Source organism: Alistipes sp. D31t1_170403_E11 (assembly GCF_015553985.1).
GTDB lineage: Bacteria > Bacteroidota > Bacteroidia > Bacteroidales > Rikenellaceae > Alistipes > Alistipes montrealensis.
The window spans coordinates 64565-88709 of sequence record NZ_JADNHQ010000001.1; the positions used below are offsets into that span (position 1 = coordinate 64565).

Genomic DNA, 24145 nt, shown 5'->3' on the forward strand with positions numbered 1-24145 from the left:
AACAAAAACAAATATGGTAGAAACTATCCAACGCAAACTGAACGATTCGCCTGCGGCCCGATGGACGGCATTGGTGCTCATCGCATCCACGATGTTCTTCGGCTACATGTTCGTCGACCTCATGTCGCCGCTCCAGAGCATGATCGAAGCACAGCGCGGATGGACTCCCGACGTGTTCGGCATGTACGGCAGTTCGGAGTTTATTCTCAACGTCTTCGGATTCCTGATTCTCGCGGGCATCATCCTCGATAAGATGGGCGTGCGGTTTACGGGTGAACTGTCGGCGTCGCTGATGTTTATCGGCGCCGCAATCAAATACTACGCCGTGAGTGACCTGTTCGCAGGTTCGGGCGTCGAAGCGTGGCTCAATTCGTGGTGGATTTCGTTCCCCGCTTCGGCCAAGCTGGCGTCGCTGGGTTTCATGATCTTCGGGTGCGGTATGGAAATGGCCGGCATCACCGTTTCGAAGGCTATCGCCAAGTGGTTCGAGGGTAAGGAGATGGCCCTGGCCATGGGACTCGAAATGGCCATCGCACGCGTCGGCGTCTTCGCCGTCTTTTCGCTTTCGCCCTGGCTGGCCAACATGGCTCCCGCCACGGTCGTGCGTCCCGTGGCGTTCTGCACCCTGCTGCTGCTGATCGGCCTGCTGACCTTCGTGATCTTCTCCTTCATGGACCGCAAACTGGACAAGCAACTCGGCCTCGACAGCCGGGGCGGCGGAGGCAGCGAAGAGGAATTCAAGGTCAGCGACCTGAAGTTTATCCTCAGCAGCAAAGTGTTCTGGATCATTGCCTTCCTCTGTGTGCTCTATTACTCGGCCATCTTCCCCTTCCAGCGTTTCGCCACGAACATGCTGGAGAGCAACCTCGGCGTATCGGCCCAGACTGCGGCCGACATTTTCCGCTGGTTCCCGATGGGTGCGGCGGCCATTACTCCGTTCCTGGGCCGTTATCTCGACCACAAGGGCAAAGGCGCCACGATGCTCATTCTCGGCGCAATGCTGATGATCGTATGCCACCTGACCTTTGCATTCGTGCTCCCGGAATTCCCGAGCAAACCCATCGCCTACGGTTCGATCGTCCTGCTCGGCATTTCGTTCTCGCTGGTTCCGGCAGCACTCTGGCCGTCGGTTCCCAAGATCGTGGAGACGCGCTACCTGGGTTCGGCCTATTCGCTGATCTTCTGGATTCAGAACATCGGACTGTGCCTGTTCCCGATGCTCTTCGGATTCGCACTCAAATATTTCAACGAGGGGCGCGCCGAAGGTATGCCCTATGACTACACGCGGCCGATGCTGATCTTCGTCGCCTGCGGCGTGCTGGCGATGTTGCTGGGAATATGGCTCAAGGCCGAAGACCGGAAAAAGAAATACGGGCTGGAACTGCCCAATATCAAGAAGTAGCCCAAGCTACACCCAATAAATGAAGAAAGGGCCTGTCATGCGATGCACGACAGGCCCCTGTTTTTTCAGATTTTCAGGCGACCGCGCAGGGCGAAACGCACCAGGAAGAAATTGATGGGAAAAGCGACCGCAAAGACACACAGCGGCGCATAGAGTTTCGGCACGCCTACCCACAGCCAGATTTCGAGCAGCACCAGTTCGTTGACCAGGTTAATCAGGTGAGCCGCCAGGAACTTCGCGGCGCGCGCTACCGAAGGCTGCACGCGGAAAGTGAAATAACTCGACAGGATGAAATTACACACGATGCTGACACAGAAGGCGCAGACGTAGGCAAAGGCGGGCCTGAGGTCGTCGAAATGCCTTACCAGCACGACATAGGTCGCATAATTGACTCCCGTGGCAATGCCGCCTACGACGGCGAAACGCACGAAAGCGCTCTCGTAGAGCGCCCGGATCAGCATTCCTACCCTATTCATCGCATCCGAGGTATTCGCGGGTCGTCGTAAAACGGCATCCGCGGGATTTCAGCCACTCCAGCAGCCGGGTGAACTTATTTTGCAACGCTGGTCCCGAACAATGCGAAAGATAGCCCGGAACGCCGAATGCAGGGTCTTTCAACCGTCCGGAGAACTCCCACGGGTGGAAGTAGAGGTTCAAGTGCCCATCGCGGTGCAGGGCACTGCGGCAAAGCTGTTTATAGAGCGGCAGCGGCATGACGTGCAGCGAAATCCAGAACAAAGGGACCCGGAAGGGCGCGGAGACCGAAACCGGATAGATTGCCAGTCCGTCACGGTGCGACACCGAACGCGGAGCGCGGAGGTTGTTGTAACGCGTCGGAATCCAGGTCGGGTTGATCGACGAATCGTATTTGTAACCCGCAGTGGCAAGCGTTGCGGCGGAGACCGCGGCCAGGCGCGGAGCACGGTAACCGGTCACGGTCTGCCCGGTCAGCTTTTCGAGCGCCTGTTTGCTCCCGGCAGGGTCGGCTCCGGCGGTCAATCCATGATAATAGTCGTGCGAGGCCACCTCGTGTCCTCCCGTGACGATGCGGCGGATGAGTTCGGGGCGGTGGAGCGCAAAATTGGCCGTCGTGTAGAACGTCGCCCGCAGACCGAGCCGTGCAAGGAGCTGCAACAGGAATTCCAGCCCTTCGGTGCTCACCGCGAGCTGTGTATCGAAGTCGATCTTCCGTCCCCTTTCGAGCGGGAAATCGAACTCCTCGACATCGAAACCGAGTGTTACTGTCATAAGCGGATGGCTATGCGGAAAAAGTTTCTCAATTCACGGAAAAGCACACGCCCGGACATCTTCGACATGACGATCCCGTCGCGGAGCGAAGTTTCGACCTCCCCGATGCGCAGGCGTTTGTCGCGCGCCGCAAGGACGACGAATTCGGTGTCGAACAAAAAGTCGGAAATCCGCGTGCGCAGCATGACTGCCCGGGCACGGGGCGACAGCCCTTTCAGGCCACCCTGCGTATCGGTATGGCGGATGTTCAGGAAGATGCGGTTGAGCATCTTCGAACCGTAGGACATCAGTTTGCGGACGGGCGAAAGCTGCGAATGGTAGCTCCGGTTGCGGACGGCGATCACCACGTCCTCCCCGGCGAACACCCGGTCGACCACCTCGCGCATCGACTCGGCGGTATAGGGCATGTCGATGTCGGTATAGATGGTGTAAGGCGCCCGGGAGCATGCGATACCGGCGCGGATGGCCGCACCCTTTCCCCCGTGGGGAATATCGACGATCTCGACTCCCGGAACGGCCTGCCGGAGAGCGGCGCGCTGCTCGTCCCCGAAGTTGCGCGGCGAACCGTCGTTGACGACGATCAGGTGCAGTTGCTTGTCCGGATAAAATCCGCGCAACTCCTCAAGTCCGTGTGCCAGCGAACCGACGAATCCCGGTTGCGGGTTGTAGCAGGGGCAGACGATATCGAGCGTATCGCCGGGCTGTGCCGGACGGGGTTCTTCGAACGCGTCGTCCTGTGTCGGACGGGGTCCATATCCCAGAGCAAGGTCCGTCGCGGCAAAATCCTCGCGCCACAGCCGCCAGATGCAATGGAGCCAGACGGCAGCGAACGGCAATGCACGCAGCGCATAGGCCATGAAAACGCCGCGGTAGAACTTCGTCGGCAGCAGGTTATAGGAGAAACTGGCGAAGAGGACTAAGGCCAGCAACAGCCATTCAAGCCAGCCGCGCCGGGGGGGGGAAAGTGTCACCCACCAGATGCCCGCGCCGAGCGAGGCGATCACATAGCCGCTGACCTCGCTGCCGCTGCTGAACAGCACGACGAACAGCAACAGCGAAGCCAGGATCGTCAGGCGGTAGCCGAGGTATTTATATTGCCCGATACGCAGGTACGAAACCAGGAACATCAGCATGGCGGGGACGATGATCAGCAGGTCGGAGTAGGCGGTCGATCCGCTGATTTTGCGTACGGCGCCCACCAGCGAGATATTCGTATAGGCGCAGAACATGTTCTCGGCATTCTTCTGCGCAATGTCGACGTACCACGCCTGGTACTGCGCCCAGAGGTATTCGGGGCTTACGAACAACAGCGGCAGCAGCAGGGCCACGGCGCTCCACAGCGCCATGTAGCCTATAAACCGCCATTTGCGCCGCACGAAGAAGAAGAAAGCCAGCCCGACGATGCCGTAGATTTTGACGAACGTACCGATGACGATGAACAGTGCGGCCCACCCTTCGCGGCGTTTCTCGATCATAACGAACGCCCCGACGACCAGCGCGGCAACCGCGATGTTGAACTGCTGCTTGAAACAGGCTCCGTAGAAGTCGTTGAGCGTCAGCCACAGGATGAGGGTCGTCAGGACGACGGGCAGCGGAAGCCGCCGCACCGCCCAGTAGAGCGACAGCGAAAGACACATACACCACAACGACAGGCCCAGCCACACCGGCAGCACGGCAAAAGGCGCGATGATAAACCCGAAGACCGGACCGTAATGGTTCAGGTCGCCGTATTCGAGCGGATAAGCTTCGTAAAGGGGCAGCGAGGAGAACAGGTGGTCGAAAACCCCGCGGAAAACCAGGAAATTATTGTAGCTGGCCGGAGCGGCCAACGATAGAGAGATGCAGATCTGGAGGGTGCAGAGCACCCACACGGCCAACACGACATACGGATTCAGCAATCTGCTTTTCAGATTGATCGATTGTGACGCCACTATTCGAGAGTAAGGTTAGGTCCGGCAAAGATAGGTCCATTTCACCCAAATAGCAAACGAAATACCAAAAATGTAAGCCTTTGCCGGCCTGCACCCTATTTCGGAGCCACCATGCCGTAGAGTTCCGTGATGCGGCTGCACATCTCGGCCCACGAAAAACGCCGGCGCACATCGACGCAGTTTTCCCGGAAACGCGTCAGCGTATCGCCTTCGTACATCCGCCCGATAGCCGCGGCAACCCCGTCGGCCGTCGGGGGGCAAACATAACCCACACGCCCGTCGGGCACGATCTCGGGCAGTCCGCCGACCGCCGTCACGACCATCGGCACGCAGAACTGGTAAGCGATCTGCGTCACACCGCTCTGCGTGGCGGTCTTATAAGGCTGGACGACGAAATCCGCCGCCGAAAAGTAATATTTCACATCGTCGTCGGGAATGAAGCGGTCGTGCAGCAGCACTTCGTCCTGCAACCCGTTGTCGGCAATCTGTTTCAGGTACGGCTCTTTCGCCGTGTAAAACTCACCCGCGACGATCAGCCGGCGGCCTTCGGTGCGGCCCGCCCGTTTGAGCTGCGCCCAGGCGTCGAGCAGCAGATCCAATCCCTTGTAATCGCGGATCAGCCCGAAGAAAAGCACATAGCGGTTTGCAGGGTCCACGCCCAGGCGCACGCACGCCTCCGAACGCCCGACGCGTTCGCCGAAATTCTCAAACAGCGGATGCGGCGAGAACAGGGCCGGAGCTTCGCTGTATGGTTTGAGTTCGCTGTGGACCTGTTCGGACATGTAGACGAAACCGTCGACCGAACGCAGGTAATAGCGGTTGAACGATTTGTCGGTCAGGTGATGTTCGTGCGGTTCGACGTTGTCGATCTGGCACAGCACCTTCGTATGGCCGTTGCGGCGGGCGATGCGGGCGATGGTCCCGAAGCAGGGGGCCATGAAAGGCGTCCAATACTTCATCAGCACGAAATCGGGGCGTTCGCGCCGGATACGGCGGCCGACACGAATCCAGTTCAGCGGATTCATCGTATTGACGCACCGGCAGATACGAAGGTCCCCAGGAGGAGGAGTCGCGACGGTCTGGCTCTCGCCGGGAAACAGCAGCGAGGGGTATTGGAGCGTAAAGGTCTTGATGTCGACCTCGTTGCCCCGCTGCTGAAACGTGCGGGCCATGATCTCCATGATCGACGCCAAGCCGCCGCGGTACGGGTGCGCAGGTCCCAAAATCGTAATTTTCATAGTGTGCAAATCATCTTTCTGCAATGCAGGACTTCTCTTCACAAAGATACGAAAAAACGGGGCCCCGCAACCGGGGCCCCGAAGATTTTGTCCGAAGGGCGTGCTATTCGCCGCTGCCCGAATGTTTGAAACTCTTCGACGTATGCTTGCTGCCGGCGGCAGATTGCAGTGCAAGGTACTCCTCACCGTAGTCGATCACATTCTGCAACTCGGTGCGGAAAGTATCGAGATGCTCTTCCTCCTCGACGATGATGTCCTGGAACATCTTGTGCGTCACGGCGTCCTTGTTCTCCGAAGCGATGCGCGAAGCCTCGTTGTAGCTGTCGATCGTGCTCTGCTCGAGCTGCATTGCCATGCGCAGCATCTCCTTCACGTCGGTAATCTGCTTGGTGCGGAACGAAGCGTTCATGTCCACGTCGCCCTGCAGGAACAGGATGCGGTCGGAAAATTCCTCGATGTGGCGCATTTCGGCGATCGAAATCTCACGCATGATCTTCGAGAGATACTGGTAACGGTCATCCTCGAAATGGGTGTGGAAATACATGTATTGCAGCGAGGTGGCGATCTCCTTGCCTACGGCATCGTTCAGCAGGTCGATGCTTACCTGATACTTGTTTTTCGTTTGTGTTTTAGTTGCGCTTTCCATAATGAAAAAGGTTTTGCAGCCTTAGTTGCAAAACCCGTTCCATAAACACCTTCCGGAGCATTCCCCGAGGGCCTATTTCCATTCGATAGAGGCACGCACGGCGGCCGTCGTTCCATCGCCCGAAATTTCGAACAGCGCCGAGCGGTCACGCAGCTCGCACCCCACCTGCAACGTCTGCCCGAAACGGCACTCCCTGAGGAAATGAATGTCCAGCCGTACGGAAGCCTCCTGCGTCAGTATTTCGACGGGCAGCATGTCGAGCATCATCTCGATATAGCGCATCGTGTTGACATGGCGGTTAAAGTCGATGTCGCTGTAAACCACGCGATGTTCGACCGTTTCGGTCGGATTTACTTCACGGATTTTGCGCGGTTTGTCCGTCGGAGGCGCGGCATCGACAATAGCGTCGGCATGGGCGTCGCCCACCCACGAAAGGTCCATCGCCGAGCGGGTTTGCAGGTCGATCATGGCCCACTGCGTCACGGCACGGCCGAATTCACGGCCCGTGGCAAGGTCGGTCAGCGTGAAATTTCGCGTCGAAAGCACGCGGCCGTAATCGCTGATCCACGTAGCAACGGTATAGTCGGTATATTGGGTGGGCTGGTAATCGAATTCGACGGCCATACGCGAGAGCACCCACGAATGATTGTCGGCGTTCAGCGCATCGACGCCGAAACCCTTTCCGTGGGCGTCGATGCCTGCGGTATTGAGGATCGAACCGCCCAGCGAAGGAATCGTCGCCCGCAGCGTGAAGTCCACATCCTGGGGTTCGACCCGGTAATTATAGCATGATTTCTCGGCCATTTCGTTGAATTTTACGGTTATGCAGGCAAATATACGATTTTTTTCATATATTTGTGAAAGACGCTAATCCTTAAAAATTGTTAGTTATGGAAGTAAAAAAACTTGATTTCGGAGAAACCCTAAAAGATTCCGTCGCCATCGGCGTGAAGAATGCCCCGTCGGTCATTGCCGCCGTCGTGCTGTTTTTAATCACGATCTGGATCCCCTACATCAACATCGGAACCTTCATCGCCATCACACTGCTGCCGACGCAGCTTGCCAAAGGCGAGGTAATCAATCCGTTGGGAATCTTCGACAGCAAGTACCGCCGTTACATGGGTGAATTCCTGATCACCATGGGCCTGATGGTCATTCCCATCTACATCGCCATGATCTTCATGATCGTTCCGGGCATCGTGCTCTCGATCGCATGGTCGCTGGCCTACTATTTCCTGATCGAAAAAGGCAAGAACCCGATGCAGGCCATCAAGGCTTCGAACGACGCTACCTACGGCAGCAAATGGACGATGTTCTTCGTCATCCTCGTATTCGGAGTACTCGCCTCGATTGTCATGCTGGTTTTCAGCGCTATCTGCGGCATGATCAACGTCGGCTTCATCACGTTCGTCGTCATGTTCGTGCTGGTCGTCCTGTTTATGTCGATCGGCATGTCGATCAACGCTTCGTTCTGGAAGCAGATGAAAGACAACGTAGAGTAAATTTCACCCCGTAAAACAGAGAAGGCCGCATCTATCGGATGCGGCCTTCTTGTCTGTCTGTTCAATCACTTATTGTTGACCGGAATCTTCCCACCATCCTTCCATTCGCTGATCGTAGGGTCGGTAATCGAAGGAACGATACCTAACGTCGAATCCAAATTCAACGTAATATCATAGGTATATGCATATCCGCTCAGCCAGGCCGTTGCAGGAACAGTCAAGGTAACCGTTTTATTTCCATTGAGATTGCTGTCGCCCATGTTCTCGACGGCTGCTACATCCAGCGTAATCACCATTGATTTATCCTGGGGATTCTGCGGAATCAGCATCAACACATCGTTGCTGGCATTAGTCATCTCCACCTCGGTTGCAGTCAAGACCTTATCGTAAGTAATAGAATAGCTGACAGGCGTTGTCAGCGAAGTCCAGGTACCGTCACTGAACTTCAGATTACCTTTCGAATTGATTTCCTGAAGCTCAATCGTCTTCAGGGTTACGGTATAATAAGCCGAATAATCTTCTGTCGTCTTAGCCGTAAAGCGCACCTGTGCAAGGGCATGTTGGAATCCCAAACTTACGACAGCCGTTTCATCTGCCTTCGTAAAATCCTTGGAAGCAGAGGCATACAACAGGTCTTTCTGGTCGGCAAGAGTGGTGGATACGGTATAAGGCACAGCCTCGGGGGCTGTCATTGTAAGGGCTGTTTCCGTAGGCGAATAAGCAGCGAAAGAATACTTATAGCCTTTTTTGAAGTAGTAGGTATCCCCAAGGCTGCTCCAGGCACTCCCCGTCTTAGACAAGACGATACCATCCATCCACGAAGTTTGCATGGCGGCTCCCAATCCGCTCGTAGCCGTAACGCTGAATTTATCTCCGTCCTCAAAATTTTTCTTGATTGTCGGCGCCGTTCGCGTAACACTGGAAATTTCGGTCGAAAATTTAACCGCAAGGTCTTCGGGGCCGACCGGAGTATCTTCCGTCGCACAGCCGGTAAAGGCCAGTGCAGCAACAGCTGCAGTTAAGAGTAGGCTTTTCATAATTTTTGCTTTTTAAGGGTTAGTGACTTTTTTTAATATACATTTATCAGTTTGCGTTATATCCTCGTTCAAAGCTAAGACAAAGTTAACACGTCCATACTACCGTTGTCCTTCCATTTCCGACACATTCAGGGCCTCTGAGAGTACGAAAACGACCGTGTATGATCATCGGACGCTTTTGTTTCATTTTCACCCGGATTGCCGGACGAATCCCTGTCGAGTTCTGGATCTTGAAACTTCAAAACGCTAAAAAAATTATCGAAAAACGATAAATATTATTTGTTTTTCGAAAATTAATCCTATCTTTGCATCAGTTAAAACCAAAAGAGTAACACATGCAGAACAAAAAATCACTCCTGCAGCGCCTGCTGGTCATCTACATTACGTTTTTTATCGTACTCGTAGCCAGCATCGCCCATGGGGTCCTGCCCAACTTTTCACGGGGTGCGGCCGAAGGCATGGAACTCGGCCACGACATTGCCGAAAAATGGAAATCCGGCGTCCCGCGCATGATTTACATGCTGGGAGACATCCGCATCACAGGACAACCCGAAAACGTCGTCCAGGTCGCCGCAACCACAGGCAGCGAAATCAGCGCGAGCGTCCGGCAACTCGAACTGATCGTCGAACAGGACGCCCCCGAGGCGTCGCCGCTCGGACTGGCCTTCCGTTCGGTAGGCGGCAGCGCATGGATTTATGCGCTGGTCATGCTTTGCCCGCTCCTCTACCTGGCCATCATCGTACTGATGTTCATGATCATACATTCGCTGCGCCGCTCGATCCGCGAAGAGCGCACGCTCGACAAGCGCAACGTCTGGTATCTGCGTGCGATCGGCATGCTGACGATCGTCACCGAACTGATCAGCGACGCTGTAAACTGGGTGATGAACAACCGTGCCGCCGAACTGCTTGCTGACAGCGGATACACCGTCGACACGGGTTTCCACATCTCCTATGCAATGATTATCATGGGTATCCTGATTCTTTTCGCCGCCGAGGTCTTTGCTATCGGCCAGAACCTGAGCGAGGAACAGAAGTACACTATTTAAAATAACGCCGACATGAGAGAACTGAAACCAAAACAAGGAGAAGGGAGGGAATTATGGCGATAATCATAAATATAGACGTAATGATGGCCAAACGCAAAATGTCGCTCGGCGAACTGGCCGAACGGGTCGACATCACGCCCGCCAACCTCTCGATCCTCAAGAACGGAAAAGCCAAGGCGATCCGCTTCTCGACACTCGAAGCGATCTGCCGCGAACTGGACTGCCAGCCGGGGGACATCATCGAATACCGCCCCGAAGAGACGAAAGAATAACACCCTCATACCAAAGCCTATGAAAAAATTAATGATGCTGGCCGTAGCGGCGTTCGCCGCAGGCAGCGCCGTGGCACAGATGAACCAACCCATCCCCGTCGACCCGGAGGTACGCACGGGCAAGTTGGAAAACGGGATGACTTACTACATCCGCCACAACGAAAAGCCGAAAGGCCAGGCGGATTTCTACATCCTCCACGACGTGGGAGCCATCCAGGAGAACGATTCGCAGCAAGGACTCGCCCACTTCCTGGAACACATGGCCTTCAACGGAACCAAAAACCTCCCGGGCAAACAGCTCACGGAGTATCTGGAAACCGTAGGCGTGAAATTCGGCGCCAATCTCAATGCCGGAACCAGTTGGGACTATACGGTTTACAACATTTCGGACGTACCGACCTCACGCCAGGGGATTATCGACTCGGCGCTGCTGATCCTGCACGACTGGTCGCATTTCATCGCCCTGGAACCCAAGGAGATCGACTCGGAGCGCGGCGTGATCATGGAAGAACTCCGCACGCGCGACGGCGCTTCGTGGCGTTCGTCGATGAAGATGCTGCAAGCTCTGGGCAAGGGCTCGAAATACGAGCACCGCAACCTGATCGGCTACCTCGACGGGTTGAAGAGCTTCCAGCACAAGGAACTGGAGGATTTCTACAACCAGTGGTATCGTCCGGATTACCAGGCCGTAGTGATCGTCGGCGACATCGACGTAGACGCCGTGGAAGCCCAGATCAAGACGCTGATGGCCGACATTCCGGCTCCCGCGGCCAATGCCTCGCAGAAAGAGACCATCGTGGTTCCCGACAACGAGGAACCCATCGTGAGCATCTTCACCGATCCCGAAATGCAGGGTACGAAGGTGCAGGTCTTCATCAAGCGTCCGGCCCTTCCCAAGCAGATGGCCAATACGATGCTCGCCGAAGCGACCAACATAATCGAAGCCTACATGACCACCATGGAGAACGCCCGTCTGCAGGAGATCGCCATGCAGCCCGATGCGCCGTTCCTCGGAGCCGGCATGGGTACGGGCGATGTAATCGGCATCATCCCGACGCTCGACGCCACCGTATTCGTGGCCATGACGCAGGACGGCAAGCTGGCCCGCGGCTTCGAAACGCTCTACACCGAAATAGAAAAGGTGCGCCGCTACGGATTTACGCAGGGTGAGTTCGAACGCGCCCAGGAGAACCTGATGCGTCAGGTCGAACGTTCGTACGCCAACCGCAACGACCGCCGCAACGGCGAATTCGTACAGACCTACCTCGACGGCTTCCGGAAAAATCACCCGATGCCCGACGCCGAGACCGAATGGAAACTCGACAGCATGCTGATCAAGATGCTCAACGTCGATGCCGTCAACGCATTCGCACAGCAGACCATAACTCCGACGAACCAGGTGATCGTGGTCAATGCCCCCGAGAAAGAGGGCCTCGCGACACCGACCGCCGAGGAGATTCTGGCCATCCGCGACAAAGTCACCGCAGCGGAAATCACGGCCTATGAGGACAACGTGGTGAAGGAGCCGCTGATCGCCGAAGGAACCGAACTCAAAGGTTCGCCCGTGAAGAAGACGACCGAAGACAAGCTGCTCGGCACGACCGAATGGACGCTGGCCAACGGTGCGAAAATCGTTGTGAAACCCACGACTTACAAGGCCGACGAGGTGCGCATGAGCGCCGTAGCCAAAGGTGGACTGTCGCTGCTCTCTGACGAGGAGTTCTATATGGGCGAGATGATGCCCGCCGTGAACTCGATGTCGGGCGTCGGCAAGTTCTCCGCCACGGAGCTCAAGAAACAGCTTTCGGGCAAATCGGCTTCCGTACAGCCTTCGGTGGAGAATTACACGAGTGCCATGGGCGGCGTCTGCTCGCCCAAGGATATCGAGACAATGCTCCAATTGCTCTACCTCAATTTCACGCAGCCCCGCTTCGACCGGAACGATTATGACAACCTGATCAAGATGCTCCGCACGCAGCTCGACAACGCAAAAACGAACCCCGATTATCTGATGCAGGAGAAAGTCATCGATGTCACCTACGGCAACAACCCCCGCCGTCAGATGATTTCGGTAGAAATCGTCGACAAGTTCGACTTCGAGCAACTGCCTGCCATCTACGAGAAGCTCTACCCCGGCGCCAACGGATTCGTCTTCACGTTCGTGGGTAACGTCGATCTTGCGACGCTCAAACCGCTCGTCGAAAAGTACATCGGCTCGATTCCCACGTCGAAGAAAGCGATAAACTACGTCGACGACAAGGTGGCTCCCGTCACGGGTGAAGTTACCGAGGAATTCACCGTTCCGATGCAGCAGCCCAAGGTTTCGGTCGTCTACCAATTCACCGGCAAGATGCCCTACACGCTCAAGGAGAAGATGGCCCTGACCTTCCTGACGCAGGCGCTCAACTCGCGTTACCTGGTCTCGATCCGTGAGGAGAAGGGCGGAACCTACGGCGTACGAGTCAAGGGAACGACGACGTATATCCCCCACCAGACATACGGCGTAACCATCGCATTCGACACCAACGAGGAGATGGCCGACGAACTGCGCGAGATCGTGATGAAGGAGATCGAAGAGATTGCCGAAAACGGTCCCAAGACCGAGGATATCGAGAAAACCCGCGAATACATGCTCAAAAGCTGGAAAAACAGCCTCGAACAGAACGGCAGTTGGATGCAATACCTCCAGATCAAGGAGGAGTCGGGACTCAACTACGTCGCCGACCACGAGCAGGCAATCCGCGACCTGACCAATGCCGATGTGCAGGCCATTGCCAAGAAGATTCTTGCCGACGGCAACCTTATGAAGGTGATCATGCGTCCTTCGAAATAAGCACCGACAAGCAGCTATTTCTGAAAAGGCAGCCTCGCTAAGGCTGCCTTTTCTTTATCCGGATAATCCCGCAAACCGTTCGCTCCGCAACCGGTTTACTCCGCCGAAGGGCTTTCGCCCGTTTATCGGCATACGCCGACGCACAGCGCGCGGCCGAGCCTCTTCCTATTGCAACGGAGATGCCCCGAAACCCACAACCAAAGTCGCTTCGAGAACCCCGCACTCCTGCTGCCGCAAGCAATCTGCCTCCACAGCACAAAAAAACTGCGACCCGGAAGAGTCGCAGTTTTTTATTGCCCGAAAGCGGAATTACTCGCCGTCGTAGTCGTCGCCGGCGTTCTTCACAGGCGGATTCAGCGACTCGGAAGGCGTATTCGCCGTGATCCATTCATCGGAAAGCAGCGACTCTTTGGGGAAGTCGAGGTCTTCGATGCGGCTCACCGAGATCTGGTATTGCGCCCAGTCGTTCGAACCTCCGGTAAAAGTACTCTGCTTCGAGTAGATACCGAAGATGCCGAGCACCGTGCCCTCTGTCCCGTCCTTCGGGATGGGCTTCATGGCGAACTGGCTGTAACCGCTCGTACGAATGCCGTAAATGCCCGGATCCGAAGTATATTCCGCCTCGTCATTATAGCTCATCAGCACCGAACCGTACAGTCGGATGTTCTGCTCACTATTGTTGTAGGCCCAGCGATACCATGCGCCGAAGATCGGCGTTCCCCAGTCGGTTACGATCCAACTCGGATAGGGATTCGCATTTCCGCCGTTTTTGAGGCTCGGGGGAGTTACGCCGTCCTGATTCTTCACGCCCGCATAGCGGATCTTCACACCCTTGAAACGCACCAGACGGCCCAGGCTCTTCTCGATATTGGCAGGCGTACCCAGCACCTCCTTGTAGTTCGAAGAAGTTACCTCCAGAATATCGTTCGCTTCGAGCGTCGTATATTCGCCCGGGAAGACATTCAGGGCGGCAACCTTGGGATTGTCGAGGTTCGAATTGGCGTAGTACTTATGGTTGCCGGCCGTATTGATACCGTCCGAAGGAGCGCCTCCGATCGAAAGCATCATGCGGTAGTTACCCAGGTAGAGACCGTCGAGACGCACGTAAACCCACTGGCTCTTCATCGTCTCCAGATCGAGCAGGTAGTCCACATACAGGCCCGAATAGAGTTTGAGCTCGATACCGGCCGTACCGTCGTAAATGAAGAGCGACTTGTAGATATTACCCTGGCGGTCGCTGCTGATCACCTTGCCCTTGATGTAGTAGTTCGCAGCCTCGGGCCAACCCGTAAGGCCTTCAAACTTGGTCTCTTCGGATGTGAGGGTTCCAAACTTGAGACTCTTGGTCGTAGCGAAATTATCGTTGGTTCCGGTATTGGAAATAGGACCGAATTTTTCCTTCACCTTGGCAATGGAAATCGGCGTAAGCCCCATCAGCGTCATATCCTCGTTCGTATAGAGTTTCCGCGGAGCCGGGGTTTCGAAATCGTTGTAGCAGCTCACGGCCACGAGGCCGATGAGAACCGCTATTGCTATTTTAAGACTTTTCATAGATTATGCTTTGCTCGATTAGAAACGGAAATAGACATTCAGGTAATAGGTCGTGCCGAACAGGTAGAAATACTTCGAAGGGAAACGACCGTAGATCTGTTCGCCTCCCGTACCCCTAACCTTGCTCATACGCATCTGTTCGTAACCGCCCGTGCGGATGTCCTGGTCGTTGAGGATGTTCTTGACCTCGAGGCTGAAGCCCAGCATATAAACACGGTGGATATACCAGTTTTTGCCCACGTTGGCGCTCAGCGTATAGACGCCGTCGAACTTCTCCTGCGCACGAATCTTTTTGATCGACGCAATGGCGACTGCCTTCTGATCGTTCGTCGCCGTATTGGAAGTCAGCACGTTGGCATAATACTTCACAGCGGTAGCCGTACGGTACAACGGGTTCATCGAAAGATAGAGGTTGTCGTAGTAGTTGAAGTTCACACCGGCAAACCAGTTGCGCGGTCCGCGGTAGTCGAGGCCGATGTTGAAAGCCAACTGCGGCGAACTCTCCACATGATAACCGTCCCAGTTCACCTTGTCCTTCAGCACGATCCGGTCGACGTTGTCTACCGTCTGCACGAAGTTGGCATTCGAGGTATAGGTGTAATCGCCCCAGCTCAACGCACCGACGACCGAAAGGCCCTGCCATACGGGAACCGACAGGCCCAACTCGACGCCGTAGTGGCGCTTATCGATACCGCTCATCGCAAAGTTGGTGAACGATCTTTGGATATCGTCGTAGAACGAAATAACCTTCGACTGGTCCTCGATCGTCGTATAGTATCCCGAAAGGCGGGCCTTGACGTAAGGCAGATTGAGGTTATAGGTGAGGTCGGCAGCGAAAACCTTCTCGGCTTTCAGCCCCGGAGTGGTCGTATTGCGCGTACGGGGCGACACGAATGCCGTTGCGAACTTGGGAGCCTGCTGCATGTAACCGACATTGGCTTCGATCGAGTGTGCTCCCGAGAACTTGTAGCCCAGCGAGAGTTTCCCCTCGTAAGTCAGGTAGTCGAGTTTCTTCGAATCGCCCTTCGAATTGTTGGGGAACAGACCCTTGCGCCACATGCCCTCGCGGTACATGTTCGAATAGCCGACCGATCCGGCCAGTCCCAGCGAGAACCCGCCGACAGCCCACGTATAGTTGGCCCAGGCGTTGGTTTCGAGCAGGTGAGCACGGTAGTAATAGCCGTACTTGTCGCCGCGGCGGGCAATACGGGCATGTCCCGTAGCCCAGTAGTAATCCAGATCGTTTTGGGCAGCCGTTGCACTGGCCATGTCGCGTTCGGCGAACTTGTCGATGTCGTACCAGTAATCGCCACCCATCAGGTCCTTGACCTGCGAATAGTAGTTCGTGCGGTTCACGCGCAGGTTCACACCGCCGACGATACGCATGTTGTTGCGCATGTTATGCTCGACATTGGCCGCGAAGTTGTAATCGAGCTGGTCGGTATGGCGCTCCTCGATCATGTAGTTCGAACGGTACTGGTTGCCCATCAACTTGGTCAACTCCGTGTCGATATAGTGGTTTCGGTTGTAGAGCTGGTCGTAATCGATCATGCCGTCCCATACGTTGGCTGCCGTAAGAGCGTCCTGCATGTAGAAGTAAATCGTTTCATCGGTCGTGATACCCGGAACAACCTGCGTGAAATCCGACGTAGGCATAAAGCGGTAGTAATCGCCGCGGGGATCGGAACCGCCGTTCCACGTCAGGGCCGAATAGCCGTTCTTGCCGAAACGCAGCGACGTGGCAGCGTTCAGGCGCGTATTGCCCGACATGTCCCACGTGTAGTTCAGCATCACGATCGGCTCGTGGGTATTGCGCACGCGCGAGTTGCGGAGCTTACCGGCCTGGTAACCCACGTTGGGGTTGTAGTAGTTATTGCCGAAAAGGCGATAAGCCTCGTCGGTCGAAGCCTGCTGGGCGCCGCGCTCCGAGGGCGAAGCGAGCAGCGTCAGCGCAAGGCGGTGGTTCTGGCCGAAGAGCTTCTCGGCCGAAGCGAAATAGGAGTAGGAGTTGTAATAAACACCGTCCACATAGCCGTTACCGCCCTGACGGGTTCCCACCGAGAAGGCATACGACCAACCGTTGTCGAGCTGTCCCGAGCCGTAGGAAACCATCGCGCGGAAGCGGTACATCTGGTTGCCGTTCGAAACGCTCACGCGGAAGCCCTTGCGCATCTGCGAAGCGCGGGCGTTGATGTTGGTCATGCCGCCGATGCCGCCGATGCCGAAATCCGAAGCCTGAAGGCCCGTGTAATTTTCCTGGTTACGCGTCGCGTCGTTCAGACCGCTCCACAGCGACCAGGGACCGTAGCCCGTCATGGCGTCGTTGAAACGGATGCCGTTCAGGTAGATGTCCGAGTACTGCGAATCATAGCCGCGGACGTTGAAACGCATCTCGCTGAAGCGGTACGAAGCGATGTTGTTGAAGAGGTCCTTCGACGACGAGAGCGACGAAGGCAGCGCCTGCGTATCCGACGACGACGAGTCGCTGTCGAATTCGGCGAAAACGGCGTCGTCCAGCACACTGCCCGGGCCCGACGGAACGATAATTACCGACTTGAGGTCCTGTACGTGCTGATTACCCACACGGACCATCAGGCTGAGGTCCTCGAATTCGGGTGTAGAGAAGAGCACCGTATAGCTGCCCGCGGGAAGATTCTCGAAGATGAAGTTGCCGTCCTTGTCCGTCGTTGCCGCCAGACCCAGCGATTCGATCTTCACCTGTACATTGCTCAGGGCCACGCGACCGTTGCGCGAAACCACCTTACCGCGGATGCCTCCGTCCTGCGCATAGGACGTGAAGGTCACGGCGGCGAGCATCAGAATAAGTAGAACTTTGAGTTTCATACAAATATTTTAGAGTGTTTATTTGGCGATGTAGATATAGACGGGGAAGTGGTCGCTGAAACCGCCCTGGAAATCGTTGCCCACGAACGTACGCAGCGGATAACCCTTATACTGGCCATCCTTCTGGATCATGTAGGGACGGCGGAAGATACCTCCGTAGAATTTCGAATTGCCCACAGGCTGGATTTTCAGTTCGCCCGTGGAGCCCGTAGCGAGGTTTTCCGAGACGATGATGTTATCGAACAGGTTCCATTCGTCGCGGTAAGCCAGCGTTCCGTAACCCGACTTCAGCAGGTTGATGAACGGGTTGAACATATCGCCCTTCTTAACCTCCTTGATCTTGCCTTTGGCGTTCAGTCCCTCGACGATGCTGGCATCCGTAGCATCGTCGTTCAGGTCGCCCATAATGACCACCTTCGTAGCCGGATTGGCGGCAATCACCGAGTCGACGATGTGCTTCACCTGGTTGGCCGCAGCCAAACGCTTGGGCGCCGAAGCCTCCTTGCCGCCCAGGCGCGAAGGCCAGTGGCTCACGAGGAAGAAGAACGGCTCGCCCTCGATCGTACCCCACATCGTGACGAAATCACGCGTCTTGAAGTTAGGCAACTCGGGCATCTTAAACGGAATGGCGGCGCTGCCTTCCAGCTTGAAGACATCGGGCCGGTAGTAGAAACCGACATCGACGCCGCGGGCATCAGGCGAATCGTAATGCACGATACGGTAGTTGCCGGGAACGAGTTTGGGCTGAGCGATCACATCTTCCATCACCGAACGGTTCTCGATCTCCGAAACGCCGATCACGACGGGATAATCCTTATCCTCGGCGGCAATGTCGAACAGCACGCGCTCCAGGTTCCCGATTTTCTTGGTGTACTTGGCCGTGTTCCACTTCTTGGGACCTTCGGGCGTAAACTCCTCGTCGAGCACACCGGGGTCGTGAATGGTGTCGAACAGGTTTTCGAAGTTGTAGAAGACTACCTTGTAGGGCTTCTGCGCGAAGCATGCCACCACGATCAGTGAGGCAAACAGTCCTGTCAAAAAGATTCTCTTCATAAACGTTTTGTGTTATTAAGGTTCTATCCGGTTTAATATTAATTCCAGTCGGAATAATTATAGTTGCTCTTCACCGCATCGGCGACCGCAGGGTCGAGATTGCGGAAGAACTCGAAGCCCGTCAGCTCCTCGATTTTCTTCACCGAGCAGGCGGCGTCCTGGAGTTCCGTGTCGGCACTCGACGATGTGTTGTCGAAGACAAAACCTATGGCTTTCAACTCATCGGCCCCAAACTCCGAAATCTGCTTGTTCTGATTGCCGCGCTGGCGCAACAAAACCTTCCAGCATTTATCCGGCACGGCTACACGGATCGTACCGCCCACATTCGTGTTCGTCATGGTCCTGTACGAATCCGAAAAATACGTTCCCGTTACGACATAAAGCGTATCGTAATTACGGAGGCCTCCCCAACCGCGGACTTTACCTTCGAGAGTGGCCCAACTTCCTCCGTTGAAATCACCGTTTTGCGGCATCATGTTCGTGGAGAAGAACGTCTGCGCATTGGTAGTCCAAGTGCTGTAACGCGATGCCGAAGGCAGCATGTGTCCACGCTGGTAACCCGAAAAATAATTGATCACATTCGCCTGATCGCGTTCAGAAATGGCAGGTTCGAAAATTTTCGTGCCCGTCTGCCGATAATAAGGCTTCGACGAAACATATTCCGTCGTCCAGTCGTCGTAGGCCCACGCATCGGTGCGCCCCTGCGTGCCCGGACCGGTCTCATAGGTGCGGCTCGACGTATAATCGCGGTAAATCGGATAAGCCACCCAATGTGAAACATGTTTCGTACGGTCGTAGCAGATCGAATAATTCCGCACGTATTTCCCGTTGACAAGCGTCGTATAGTAGGTCTTATAGGTGTAATCTGCGTTTTCGGCATATTCCGGCTGTTCGCCCCAGGCCCGGTCGTAGTCGAACGTAGAGTTTGCCGCCTTCTGCGTCAGCGTCAGCGAGGTGGAATAGCCGTTGGTATAGGTTACAGCGATCGTAGCGACACGATCGTTGTCGGAATTGTTTTTCAGCAGGTAGAGGTACGCCGGGTCCCCGACATTTCCACTGGCGGAGGAGACTATCTTACCGTCGTCCCTGATTAAAGCAAACGAACACCAATCCGCATCCCCGGACTGCGAAACGATCAAAGCCTCGAAAGTGATGCCCGAAGGCCCCTGGGTCGAAATCTTGTTCGTTGTGGTTAAACTGCTCACGGTCTCTGCAACGAGCTCTGCGTGGGACTGCTTATCGTCCCCGTCGTCCTTGTCGCCGCATCCCGCAAACAGGACAAGCATCGCCGACATCGTCACGAGCAGCACGCTTATCTGTTTAATTTTCAACATCATTCAAAAAATATATAACATTTGGTCCGCAGACCTTTTTAGAAACCAAACTCTTGACGGGGTGTTATCCCCGCCAAGAGTGGTTTGGTTTAAAAAGTCAGTTTCCTTGACTACTGAAGTTTATACAGCATCACAGATTTCTGTGTACTTGCGTAGATCGCAAAACGCTCCTGACCCGCATTTGAATTGAACTGGAAGAGACGCGGCTTTTTGCCAGCTTCAAACGACGTACACGTCAACACGATAAGATTATCTACCATCGTAGGAGTCCACTGATAATCCGGAGTAGATGCACTCGGAACAACTGACGAGAACGCACAACTGTTACCCGTAGAAGCTTCCCATCCTACATACATATCGCCGTATTTAATCGAATAGAAATCCGTATCGGTAATTTTAGCAATCGTTATCGTATTGTAAGCAGCATCATAAACGATATTCGTTTCATCGAAAGCCGGACTTTCAAGTTTATCATAGGTAAAAGTGGACTTAGTAGCAGTTGCACCCGAATATTTATCTTTCAAAATATAGCATACTTTGCCATCCGGATAGCCGACTACGTACTCTCCCGACCAGTCTGCCGGAGCTGCAGTCAAAGGCACATAATTTTTGGCATTCGATGCTGCCTGCTTCAATTCCACCGAAGCCAGCGTCACACCAGCGACTTTTGCAACGAGATTCGCCGTATAAGCAGCATCGGTAGTGTTATTACCAACAGCGTTTACAACAATCGTGTTATCAGTTTTGGTTCCGAGCGAGAATTTATCGATATTCGTGCCTTCAAGTGCAAACGTTACCTGATCGGCGGTCGTATTCGCGACTGTATAGGAAAGCGTCTGTGCTACCGGAGAAGTTGCCGCAAACTGCTGCGGAACAGTCGTAATCTCAACGGCAGGTGTGGTAGTATTCTTCGAAATGCTGCGAAGCATGATATTGATCTTGGAGCTGTCGTAACCAAGAGCAAAACCCAATACATCGACCACGTCGCCATCAGCATAACCATTGAAATAGGAATCCAATCCGTAAGCAATCTGGATTTTCTTATCCGAGAATCCGGTTACATCAATCGTATAAGTATTATACGAAGCACCTTGTTCGATATTGAGCGTACCGGAAATCTTGGCATACTTGTACACACCAGGGCTTGCGATATAAGCAGAAAGGGCGGCCGCATCAAATGTTGCCGGAGCAGGCAGTTGAAGCGACGAAGCCGCACCTACCGTAACCTCGAAGGACGAGAACTGATAGAGATCGATACGAAGTTCGCTGGTTCCCTTTACAGTAGCGGTCTTGTCAATATCACCGATATAGGGATTTGCGGTCTGCGTATTCCAATCATTATTGAAGCCCAAGATGTAGTTTACGGTTCCATTGTTGTTCTGCGCGAACAGCACGCCCTTTTGATGAACGCCTACAATGGTAGCATTCTCAACCTCGAACTTACCTGCGCTCTTAATCTGATCAATAGTAACTTTCTGATATTCTTCAACAACACCGCCTCCGAGTTCCGGACCGTTACCGCCTGCGAAAAGTTTGAAATCGTCGAGACGCAGACCCTGATGGCCGTCGACACTGCTACCCGTGAAGGGATAGTCGTTGAAACGTACCGAAATTTTGTCCGTCGAAGCGGATGCCGGCAGTTTGAACTCCGCCGTGCAGATAGACCAGTTGCCCGTACCGACTTTTTTAGCCGTAAATGCAACGGGCGAATAGGTCGTACCGCCATCGATACTTACAGCGAGTTTCACCGTCGAAGTGTTGATTTCCGCAGGTACCGGAGCACCACTGACATATTTTTCCTGATCCAGGGCCGTGAAGGTAAACGTGAAATTGTTATTCGAGCCGATATTGATATTCTCGATCTCGAAAACAGCCGAGGTTTTGCCGATATAGACATAGGGAGCGCCCGAAACCTCGGACTTCTCGCTGTCGGAAGGCTGATAAGCCGCACCGCTGTTACGTACCGAAGCGTCGGTGCCGCCATAGGCAACAGCCGACTGATCGAGCGAACCGCCACGGGTCCAGCCTTCGAACTTGTCGACATAAGGCCAGTAGCCGTCAGTGCCCTTCTCGACCTTCGTACCGCAATTCTCGCTGTAAAGGGCGTCGCCGACCGGAATGTCGCCGTCGCTCTGCACAACCTTGATCGTAGCCTCCCGCTTCAAGGGAATACCCTCGAACGTGGAATAAGCAGTCAGCGTAAGTTCTGCAGTACGTTCCGCCGTAGCCTGACCGAGCGTAAAGGTCAGCGTCGTAGTGCCGGTTTTGCCCGACATGGCGCTGGGCGTGCACCACTGCGAGTCGCCCGCGTTTTTGAACGTCAAATCCCAGTCGCCTTTCGAAACGACCTCTACAGACTGTTCGAGCTTGCCTCCCGCAAGTTTACCGGCGATGGTCACGACCTCGCCGCCGTTCACGGTAATTTCGGGCATTCCCGAATAACCGTTGTCGTCATCGTCCGAGCATGCAGTGAAGGCTGTAATTGCCAACACCGAGCAGAACAATGTTTTCCAGAAATTTACTACTTTCATAGAGTTGAGTGTTAGTTAAAAAATGTATTTTTTGTAGCCAAAATTATTCGAAATCATTACATAATAGTAATATTATGCCTCAAAGTTAAAATTATTTTCCGGACCATCAAAGGTTTGTAACACTCTTTTAATAATCAGATCGGTCCAATTTACAACCTTTTTTAACTCCTGCCGACAGTTCGCCGATGAGGACAGAAGACCCGGAACATGCTCATCGGGCATACTCCGGGTCCAGTAGTATTCGGTTAATCAGCGTATTCTGTCGGCAGCGCGCACCAGCAATTCGTCGCGGAAAATCGCACGGGCCGCCAGATAGGCAAACAGCAAGCAGACCAACGGCAGCACAATGGCGGGTCGAAAGCCCTGGGTGTGGAACGTCAGGTCGGAAAAGACCCTCCAGCTCAGGAAGTAGTAGACGCCTTCCATGATCGCGGAGCCCAGCAACAGCACCATTTCCACCACGCAAAGGCGGAGTTGCAGCAAACGGCGGCGGAACAGGAAAATCGTAACCAGCGGCAGTGCGCAGGCCAGCGCCAGCAATACCCCCATATAAAGGGTGGACTGAACGACTGCGCCGTCGGTGGTTTTCAGCCCGAAGGCGTAGAGTCCGAATTCCCCGGCATCGCCCGCAAACCATGCCAGCCCCGCAAAAAGCGTCACGGCCATAAGTGCCGAAATGACAAGCAAATAAAGCGTTTGGATTCGTTGTATCATCATTTACAAAGTTTTGTCGATCAAATATTTGTTCCGCTCGGAGGATCCTCTGTTGATCAATTCGCCCAAAAATCCGGCCAAAAACAACTGAACGCCGAGAATTACGGCTAAAATCGCCAGATAAAACAGCGGCTGGTCCGCAACGGGCCTCAGCGGCAGGCCGTGGGACTGTTTCCAAAGTTTTTCGGCGATGATCCACACGGTCGTTCCGCCGCCGAGCAGGAACATCAGCGTCCCGAGGCTCCCGAAGAAGTACATCGGCGAACGCCCGAAATGAGTCATGAACAGCACCGTGATCAGGTCCAGATACCCTTTTACCGTACGTTCGAGGCCGAATTTCGAACAACCATATTTGCGGGCATGATGGTCCACGACCTTTTCTCCGATACGGCCGAAGCCGGCCTTCTTGGCCAGGATCGGTATAAACCGGTGCATTTCGCCGTAGACCTCGATGGCCTTCACCACCTTGCGGCGATAGGCTTTGAGCCCGCAGTTGAAATCGTGCAGTTTGATGCCCGATACGGTCCGTGCCGTCCAGTTGAAGAACTTGCTGGGCCAGCGCTTGCCGATCGGGTCGTGGCGCTGTTTCTTCCACCCCGACACGAGGTCATAGCCCTCTTCGAGGACCATGCGCCGCAGTTCGGGAATTTCGTCGGGCGAATCCTGCAAATCGGCGTCCATCGTGATGACCACCTCGCCTTCCGCCGCTGCGAATCCACAGTAAAGAGCCGCGGATTTGCCGTAATTGCGGGCAAAACTGATGCCCCGGATTGCCGGATACTGCGCCTTGAGGCGTTCGACCTCCTCCCACGAACCGTCCGACGAACCGTCGTCGATCAGAATAACCTCGTACGAGAACCCGTTTTCACGCATCACACGGTCGATCCATGCCACCAACTCGGGCAGGGACTCCGCTTCATTGTAAAGCGGTACGACGACCGATATATCCAGTTTATTCAT

Annotated in this window: 19 protein-coding genes; 5 read left to right on the forward strand and 14 right to left on the reverse strand. The window is 54.8% G+C overall.

The annotated features are described in order from the left end of the window. Window positions 1-13 precede the first annotated feature (13 nt). Complete coding sequence (locus I2E69_RS00285; RefSeq protein ID WP_195458159.1) at window positions 14-1402, forward strand: MFS transporter; 1389 nt, start codon at window positions 14-16, stop codon at window positions 1400-1402. Between the two features lie 65 nt (window positions 1403-1467). Here the strand turns inward: I2E69_RS00285 and I2E69_RS00290 are convergent, their stop codons facing one another. The 6 genes from I2E69_RS00290 to I2E69_RS00315 form a co-directional block, all read right to left on the reverse strand. After that, window positions 1468-1878: a GtrA family protein gene (locus I2E69_RS00290; RefSeq protein WP_229095295.1), complete on the reverse strand. Its 411-nt coding sequence runs from the start codon at window positions 1876-1878 to the stop codon at window positions 1468-1470. Then, a complete protein-coding gene (locus I2E69_RS00295) occupies window positions 1871-2650 on the reverse strand; it encodes a polysaccharide deacetylase family protein (RefSeq protein ID WP_195458160.1) in 780 nt (259 codons plus the stop codon). The genes I2E69_RS00290 and I2E69_RS00295 overlap by 8 nt, the downstream gene beginning before the upstream one ends. Further along, a complete protein-coding gene (locus I2E69_RS00300; protein ID WP_229095297.1) occupies window positions 2647-4548 on the reverse strand; it encodes a glycosyltransferase 87 family protein in 1902 nt (633 codons plus the stop codon). The genes I2E69_RS00295 and I2E69_RS00300 overlap by 4 nt, the downstream gene beginning before the upstream one ends. A gap of 128 nt (window positions 4549-4676) precedes the next feature. Further along, a complete protein-coding gene (locus tag I2E69_RS00305; protein ID WP_195458161.1) occupies window positions 4677-5819 on the reverse strand; it encodes a glycosyltransferase in 1143 nt (380 codons plus the stop codon). 103 nt (window positions 5820-5922) lie between these two features. Further along, window positions 5923-6465, reverse strand: coding sequence for a ferritin-like domain-containing protein (locus tag I2E69_RS00310; protein ID WP_195458162.1), 543 nt, complete (start codon window positions 6463-6465; stop codon window positions 5923-5925). A 72-nt stretch (window positions 6466-6537) separates the two neighbouring features. Beyond that, window positions 6538-7269 carry an acyl-[acyl-carrier-protein] thioesterase gene (locus tag I2E69_RS00315; protein ID WP_195458163.1) on the reverse strand — a complete coding sequence of 244 codons (732 nt, stop codon included), beginning with the start codon at window positions 7267-7269 and terminating at the stop codon, window positions 6538-6540. An 86-nt stretch (window positions 7270-7355) separates the two neighbouring features. Between I2E69_RS00315 and I2E69_RS00320 the strand changes: the two genes are divergently transcribed. Beyond that, entirely contained in the window at window positions 7356-7967 is a 612-nt protein-coding gene (locus I2E69_RS00320; RefSeq protein WP_195458164.1) for a hypothetical protein, read from the forward strand. Window positions 7968-8032: 65 nt separating this feature from the next. Here the strand turns inward: I2E69_RS00320 and I2E69_RS00325 are convergent, their stop codons facing one another. Continuing rightward, window positions 8033-9004 carry a fimbrillin family protein gene (locus I2E69_RS00325; protein ID WP_195458165.1) on the reverse strand — a complete coding sequence of 324 codons (972 nt, stop codon included), beginning with the start codon at window positions 9002-9004 and terminating at the stop codon, window positions 8033-8035. A 335-nt stretch (window positions 9005-9339) separates the two neighbouring features. Between I2E69_RS00325 and I2E69_RS00330 the strand changes: the two genes are divergently transcribed. From I2E69_RS00330 to I2E69_RS00340, 3 genes are read left to right on the forward strand one after another with little or no spacing between them, the layout of a single operon-like run. Beyond that, window positions 9340-10053: a DUF2975 domain-containing protein gene (locus I2E69_RS00330; protein ID WP_195458166.1), complete on the forward strand. Its 714-nt coding sequence runs from the start codon at window positions 9340-9342 to the stop codon at window positions 10051-10053. Between the two features lie 53 nt (window positions 10054-10106). After that, the gene (locus I2E69_RS00335) at window positions 10107-10325 is read left to right on the forward strand and encodes a helix-turn-helix domain-containing protein (RefSeq protein WP_195458167.1); all 219 of its coding nucleotides are present in this window, start codon (window positions 10107-10109) and stop codon (window positions 10323-10325) included. A gap of 34 nt (window positions 10326-10359) precedes the next feature. Further along, complete coding sequence (locus I2E69_RS00340; RefSeq protein ID WP_195458752.1) at window positions 10360-13158, forward strand: M16 family metallopeptidase; 2799 nt, start codon at window positions 10360-10362, stop codon at window positions 13156-13158. 309 nt (window positions 13159-13467) lie between these two features. On the opposite strand, the gene I2E69_RS00345 is transcribed toward I2E69_RS00340, so the two are convergent. From I2E69_RS00345 to I2E69_RS00375, 7 genes are all read right to left on the reverse strand, one after another. After that, window positions 13468-14709 (reverse strand): DUF5689 domain-containing protein, encoded by a 1242-nt coding sequence (locus tag I2E69_RS00345; RefSeq protein WP_195458168.1) that lies wholly within the window; start codon window positions 14707-14709, stop codon window positions 13468-13470. An 18-nt stretch (window positions 14710-14727) separates the two neighbouring features. Next, window positions 14728-17553, reverse strand: a complete 2826-nt coding sequence (locus I2E69_RS00350) for a TonB-dependent receptor domain-containing protein (RefSeq protein ID WP_195458169.1) — start codon at window positions 17551-17553, stop codon at window positions 14728-14730. 18 nt (window positions 17554-17571) lie between these two features. Beyond that, the gene (locus tag I2E69_RS00355; protein ID WP_195458170.1) at window positions 17572-18606 is read right to left on the reverse strand and encodes an endonuclease/exonuclease/phosphatase family protein; all 1035 of its coding nucleotides are present in this window, start codon (window positions 18604-18606) and stop codon (window positions 17572-17574) included. A gap of 38 nt (window positions 18607-18644) precedes the next feature. Continuing rightward, the gene (locus I2E69_RS00360; protein ID WP_195458171.1) at window positions 18645-19943 is read right to left on the reverse strand and encodes a DNA/RNA non-specific endonuclease; all 1299 of its coding nucleotides are present in this window, start codon (window positions 19941-19943) and stop codon (window positions 18645-18647) included. Between the two features lie 107 nt (window positions 19944-20050). Continuing rightward, window positions 20051-22471, reverse strand: coding sequence for a BACON domain-containing protein (locus I2E69_RS00365; protein WP_195458172.1), 2421 nt, complete (start codon window positions 22469-22471; stop codon window positions 20051-20053). A gap of 249 nt (window positions 22472-22720) precedes the next feature. Continuing rightward, window positions 22721-23188, reverse strand: coding sequence for a DUF4293 domain-containing protein (locus I2E69_RS00370; protein ID WP_195458173.1), 468 nt, complete (start codon window positions 23186-23188; stop codon window positions 22721-22723). Beyond that, entirely contained in the window at window positions 23189-24145 is a 957-nt protein-coding gene (locus I2E69_RS00375; RefSeq protein ID WP_195458174.1) for a glycosyltransferase family 2 protein, read from the reverse strand.

Excerpts from the sequence above, each read along its gene's own strand:
- I2E69_RS00350 (WP_195458169.1), bottom strand. The coding sequence starts at position 17,553 with ATGAAACTCAAAGTTCTACTTATTCTGATGCTCGCCGCCGTGACCTTC.
- I2E69_RS00375 (WP_195458174.1), bottom strand. The coding sequence starts at position 24,145 with ATGAATAAACTGGATATATCGGTCGTCGTACCGCTTTACAATGAAGCG.
- I2E69_RS00360 (WP_195458171.1), bottom strand. The coding sequence starts at position 19,943 with ATGATGTTGAAAATTAAACAGATAAGCGTGCTGCTCGTGACGATGTCG.
- I2E69_RS00305 (WP_195458161.1), bottom strand. The coding sequence starts at position 5,819 with ATGAAAATTACGATTTTGGGACCTGCGCACCCGTACCGCGGCGGCTTG.
- I2E69_RS00295 (WP_195458160.1), bottom strand. The coding sequence starts at position 2,650 with ATGACAGTAACACTCGGTTTCGATGTCGAGGAGTTCGATTTCCCGCTC.
- I2E69_RS00340 (WP_195458752.1), top strand. The coding sequence starts at position 10,360 with ATGCTGGCCGTAGCGGCGTTCGCCGCAGGCAGCGCCGTGGCACAGATG.
- I2E69_RS00315 (WP_195458163.1), bottom strand. The coding sequence starts at position 7,269 with ATGGCCGAGAAATCATGCTATAATTACCGGGTCGAACCCCAGGATGTG.
- I2E69_RS00370 (WP_195458173.1), bottom strand. The coding sequence starts at position 23,188 with ATGATGATACAACGAATCCAAACGCTTTATTTGCTTGTCATTTCGGCA.
- I2E69_RS00310 (WP_195458162.1), bottom strand. The coding sequence starts at position 6,465 with ATGGAAAGCGCAACTAAAACACAAACGAAAAACAAGTATCAGGTAAGC.
- I2E69_RS00330 (WP_195458166.1), top strand. The coding sequence starts at position 9,340 with ATGCAGAACAAAAAATCACTCCTGCAGCGCCTGCTGGTCATCTACATT.
- I2E69_RS00335 (WP_195458167.1), top strand. The coding sequence starts at position 10,107 with ATGGCGATAATCATAAATATAGACGTAATGATGGCCAAACGCAAAATG.
- I2E69_RS00345 (WP_195458168.1), bottom strand. The coding sequence starts at position 14,709 with ATGAAAAGTCTTAAAATAGCAATAGCGGTTCTCATCGGCCTCGTGGCC.
- I2E69_RS00285 (WP_195458159.1), top strand. The coding sequence starts at position 14 with ATGGTAGAAACTATCCAACGCAAACTGAACGATTCGCCTGCGGCCCGA.
- I2E69_RS00320 (WP_195458164.1), top strand. The coding sequence starts at position 7,356 with ATGGAAGTAAAAAAACTTGATTTCGGAGAAACCCTAAAAGATTCCGTC.
- I2E69_RS00290 (WP_229095295.1), bottom strand. The coding sequence starts at position 1,878 with ATGAATAGGGTAGGAATGCTGATCCGGGCGCTCTACGAGAGCGCTTTC.
- I2E69_RS00365 (WP_195458172.1), bottom strand. The coding sequence starts at position 22,471 with ATGAAAGTAGTAAATTTCTGGAAAACATTGTTCTGCTCGGTGTTGGCA.
- I2E69_RS00355 (WP_195458170.1), bottom strand. The coding sequence starts at position 18,606 with ATGAAGAGAATCTTTTTGACAGGACTGTTTGCCTCACTGATCGTGGTG.
- I2E69_RS00325 (WP_195458165.1), bottom strand. The coding sequence starts at position 9,004 with ATGAAAAGCCTACTCTTAACTGCAGCTGTTGCTGCACTGGCCTTTACC.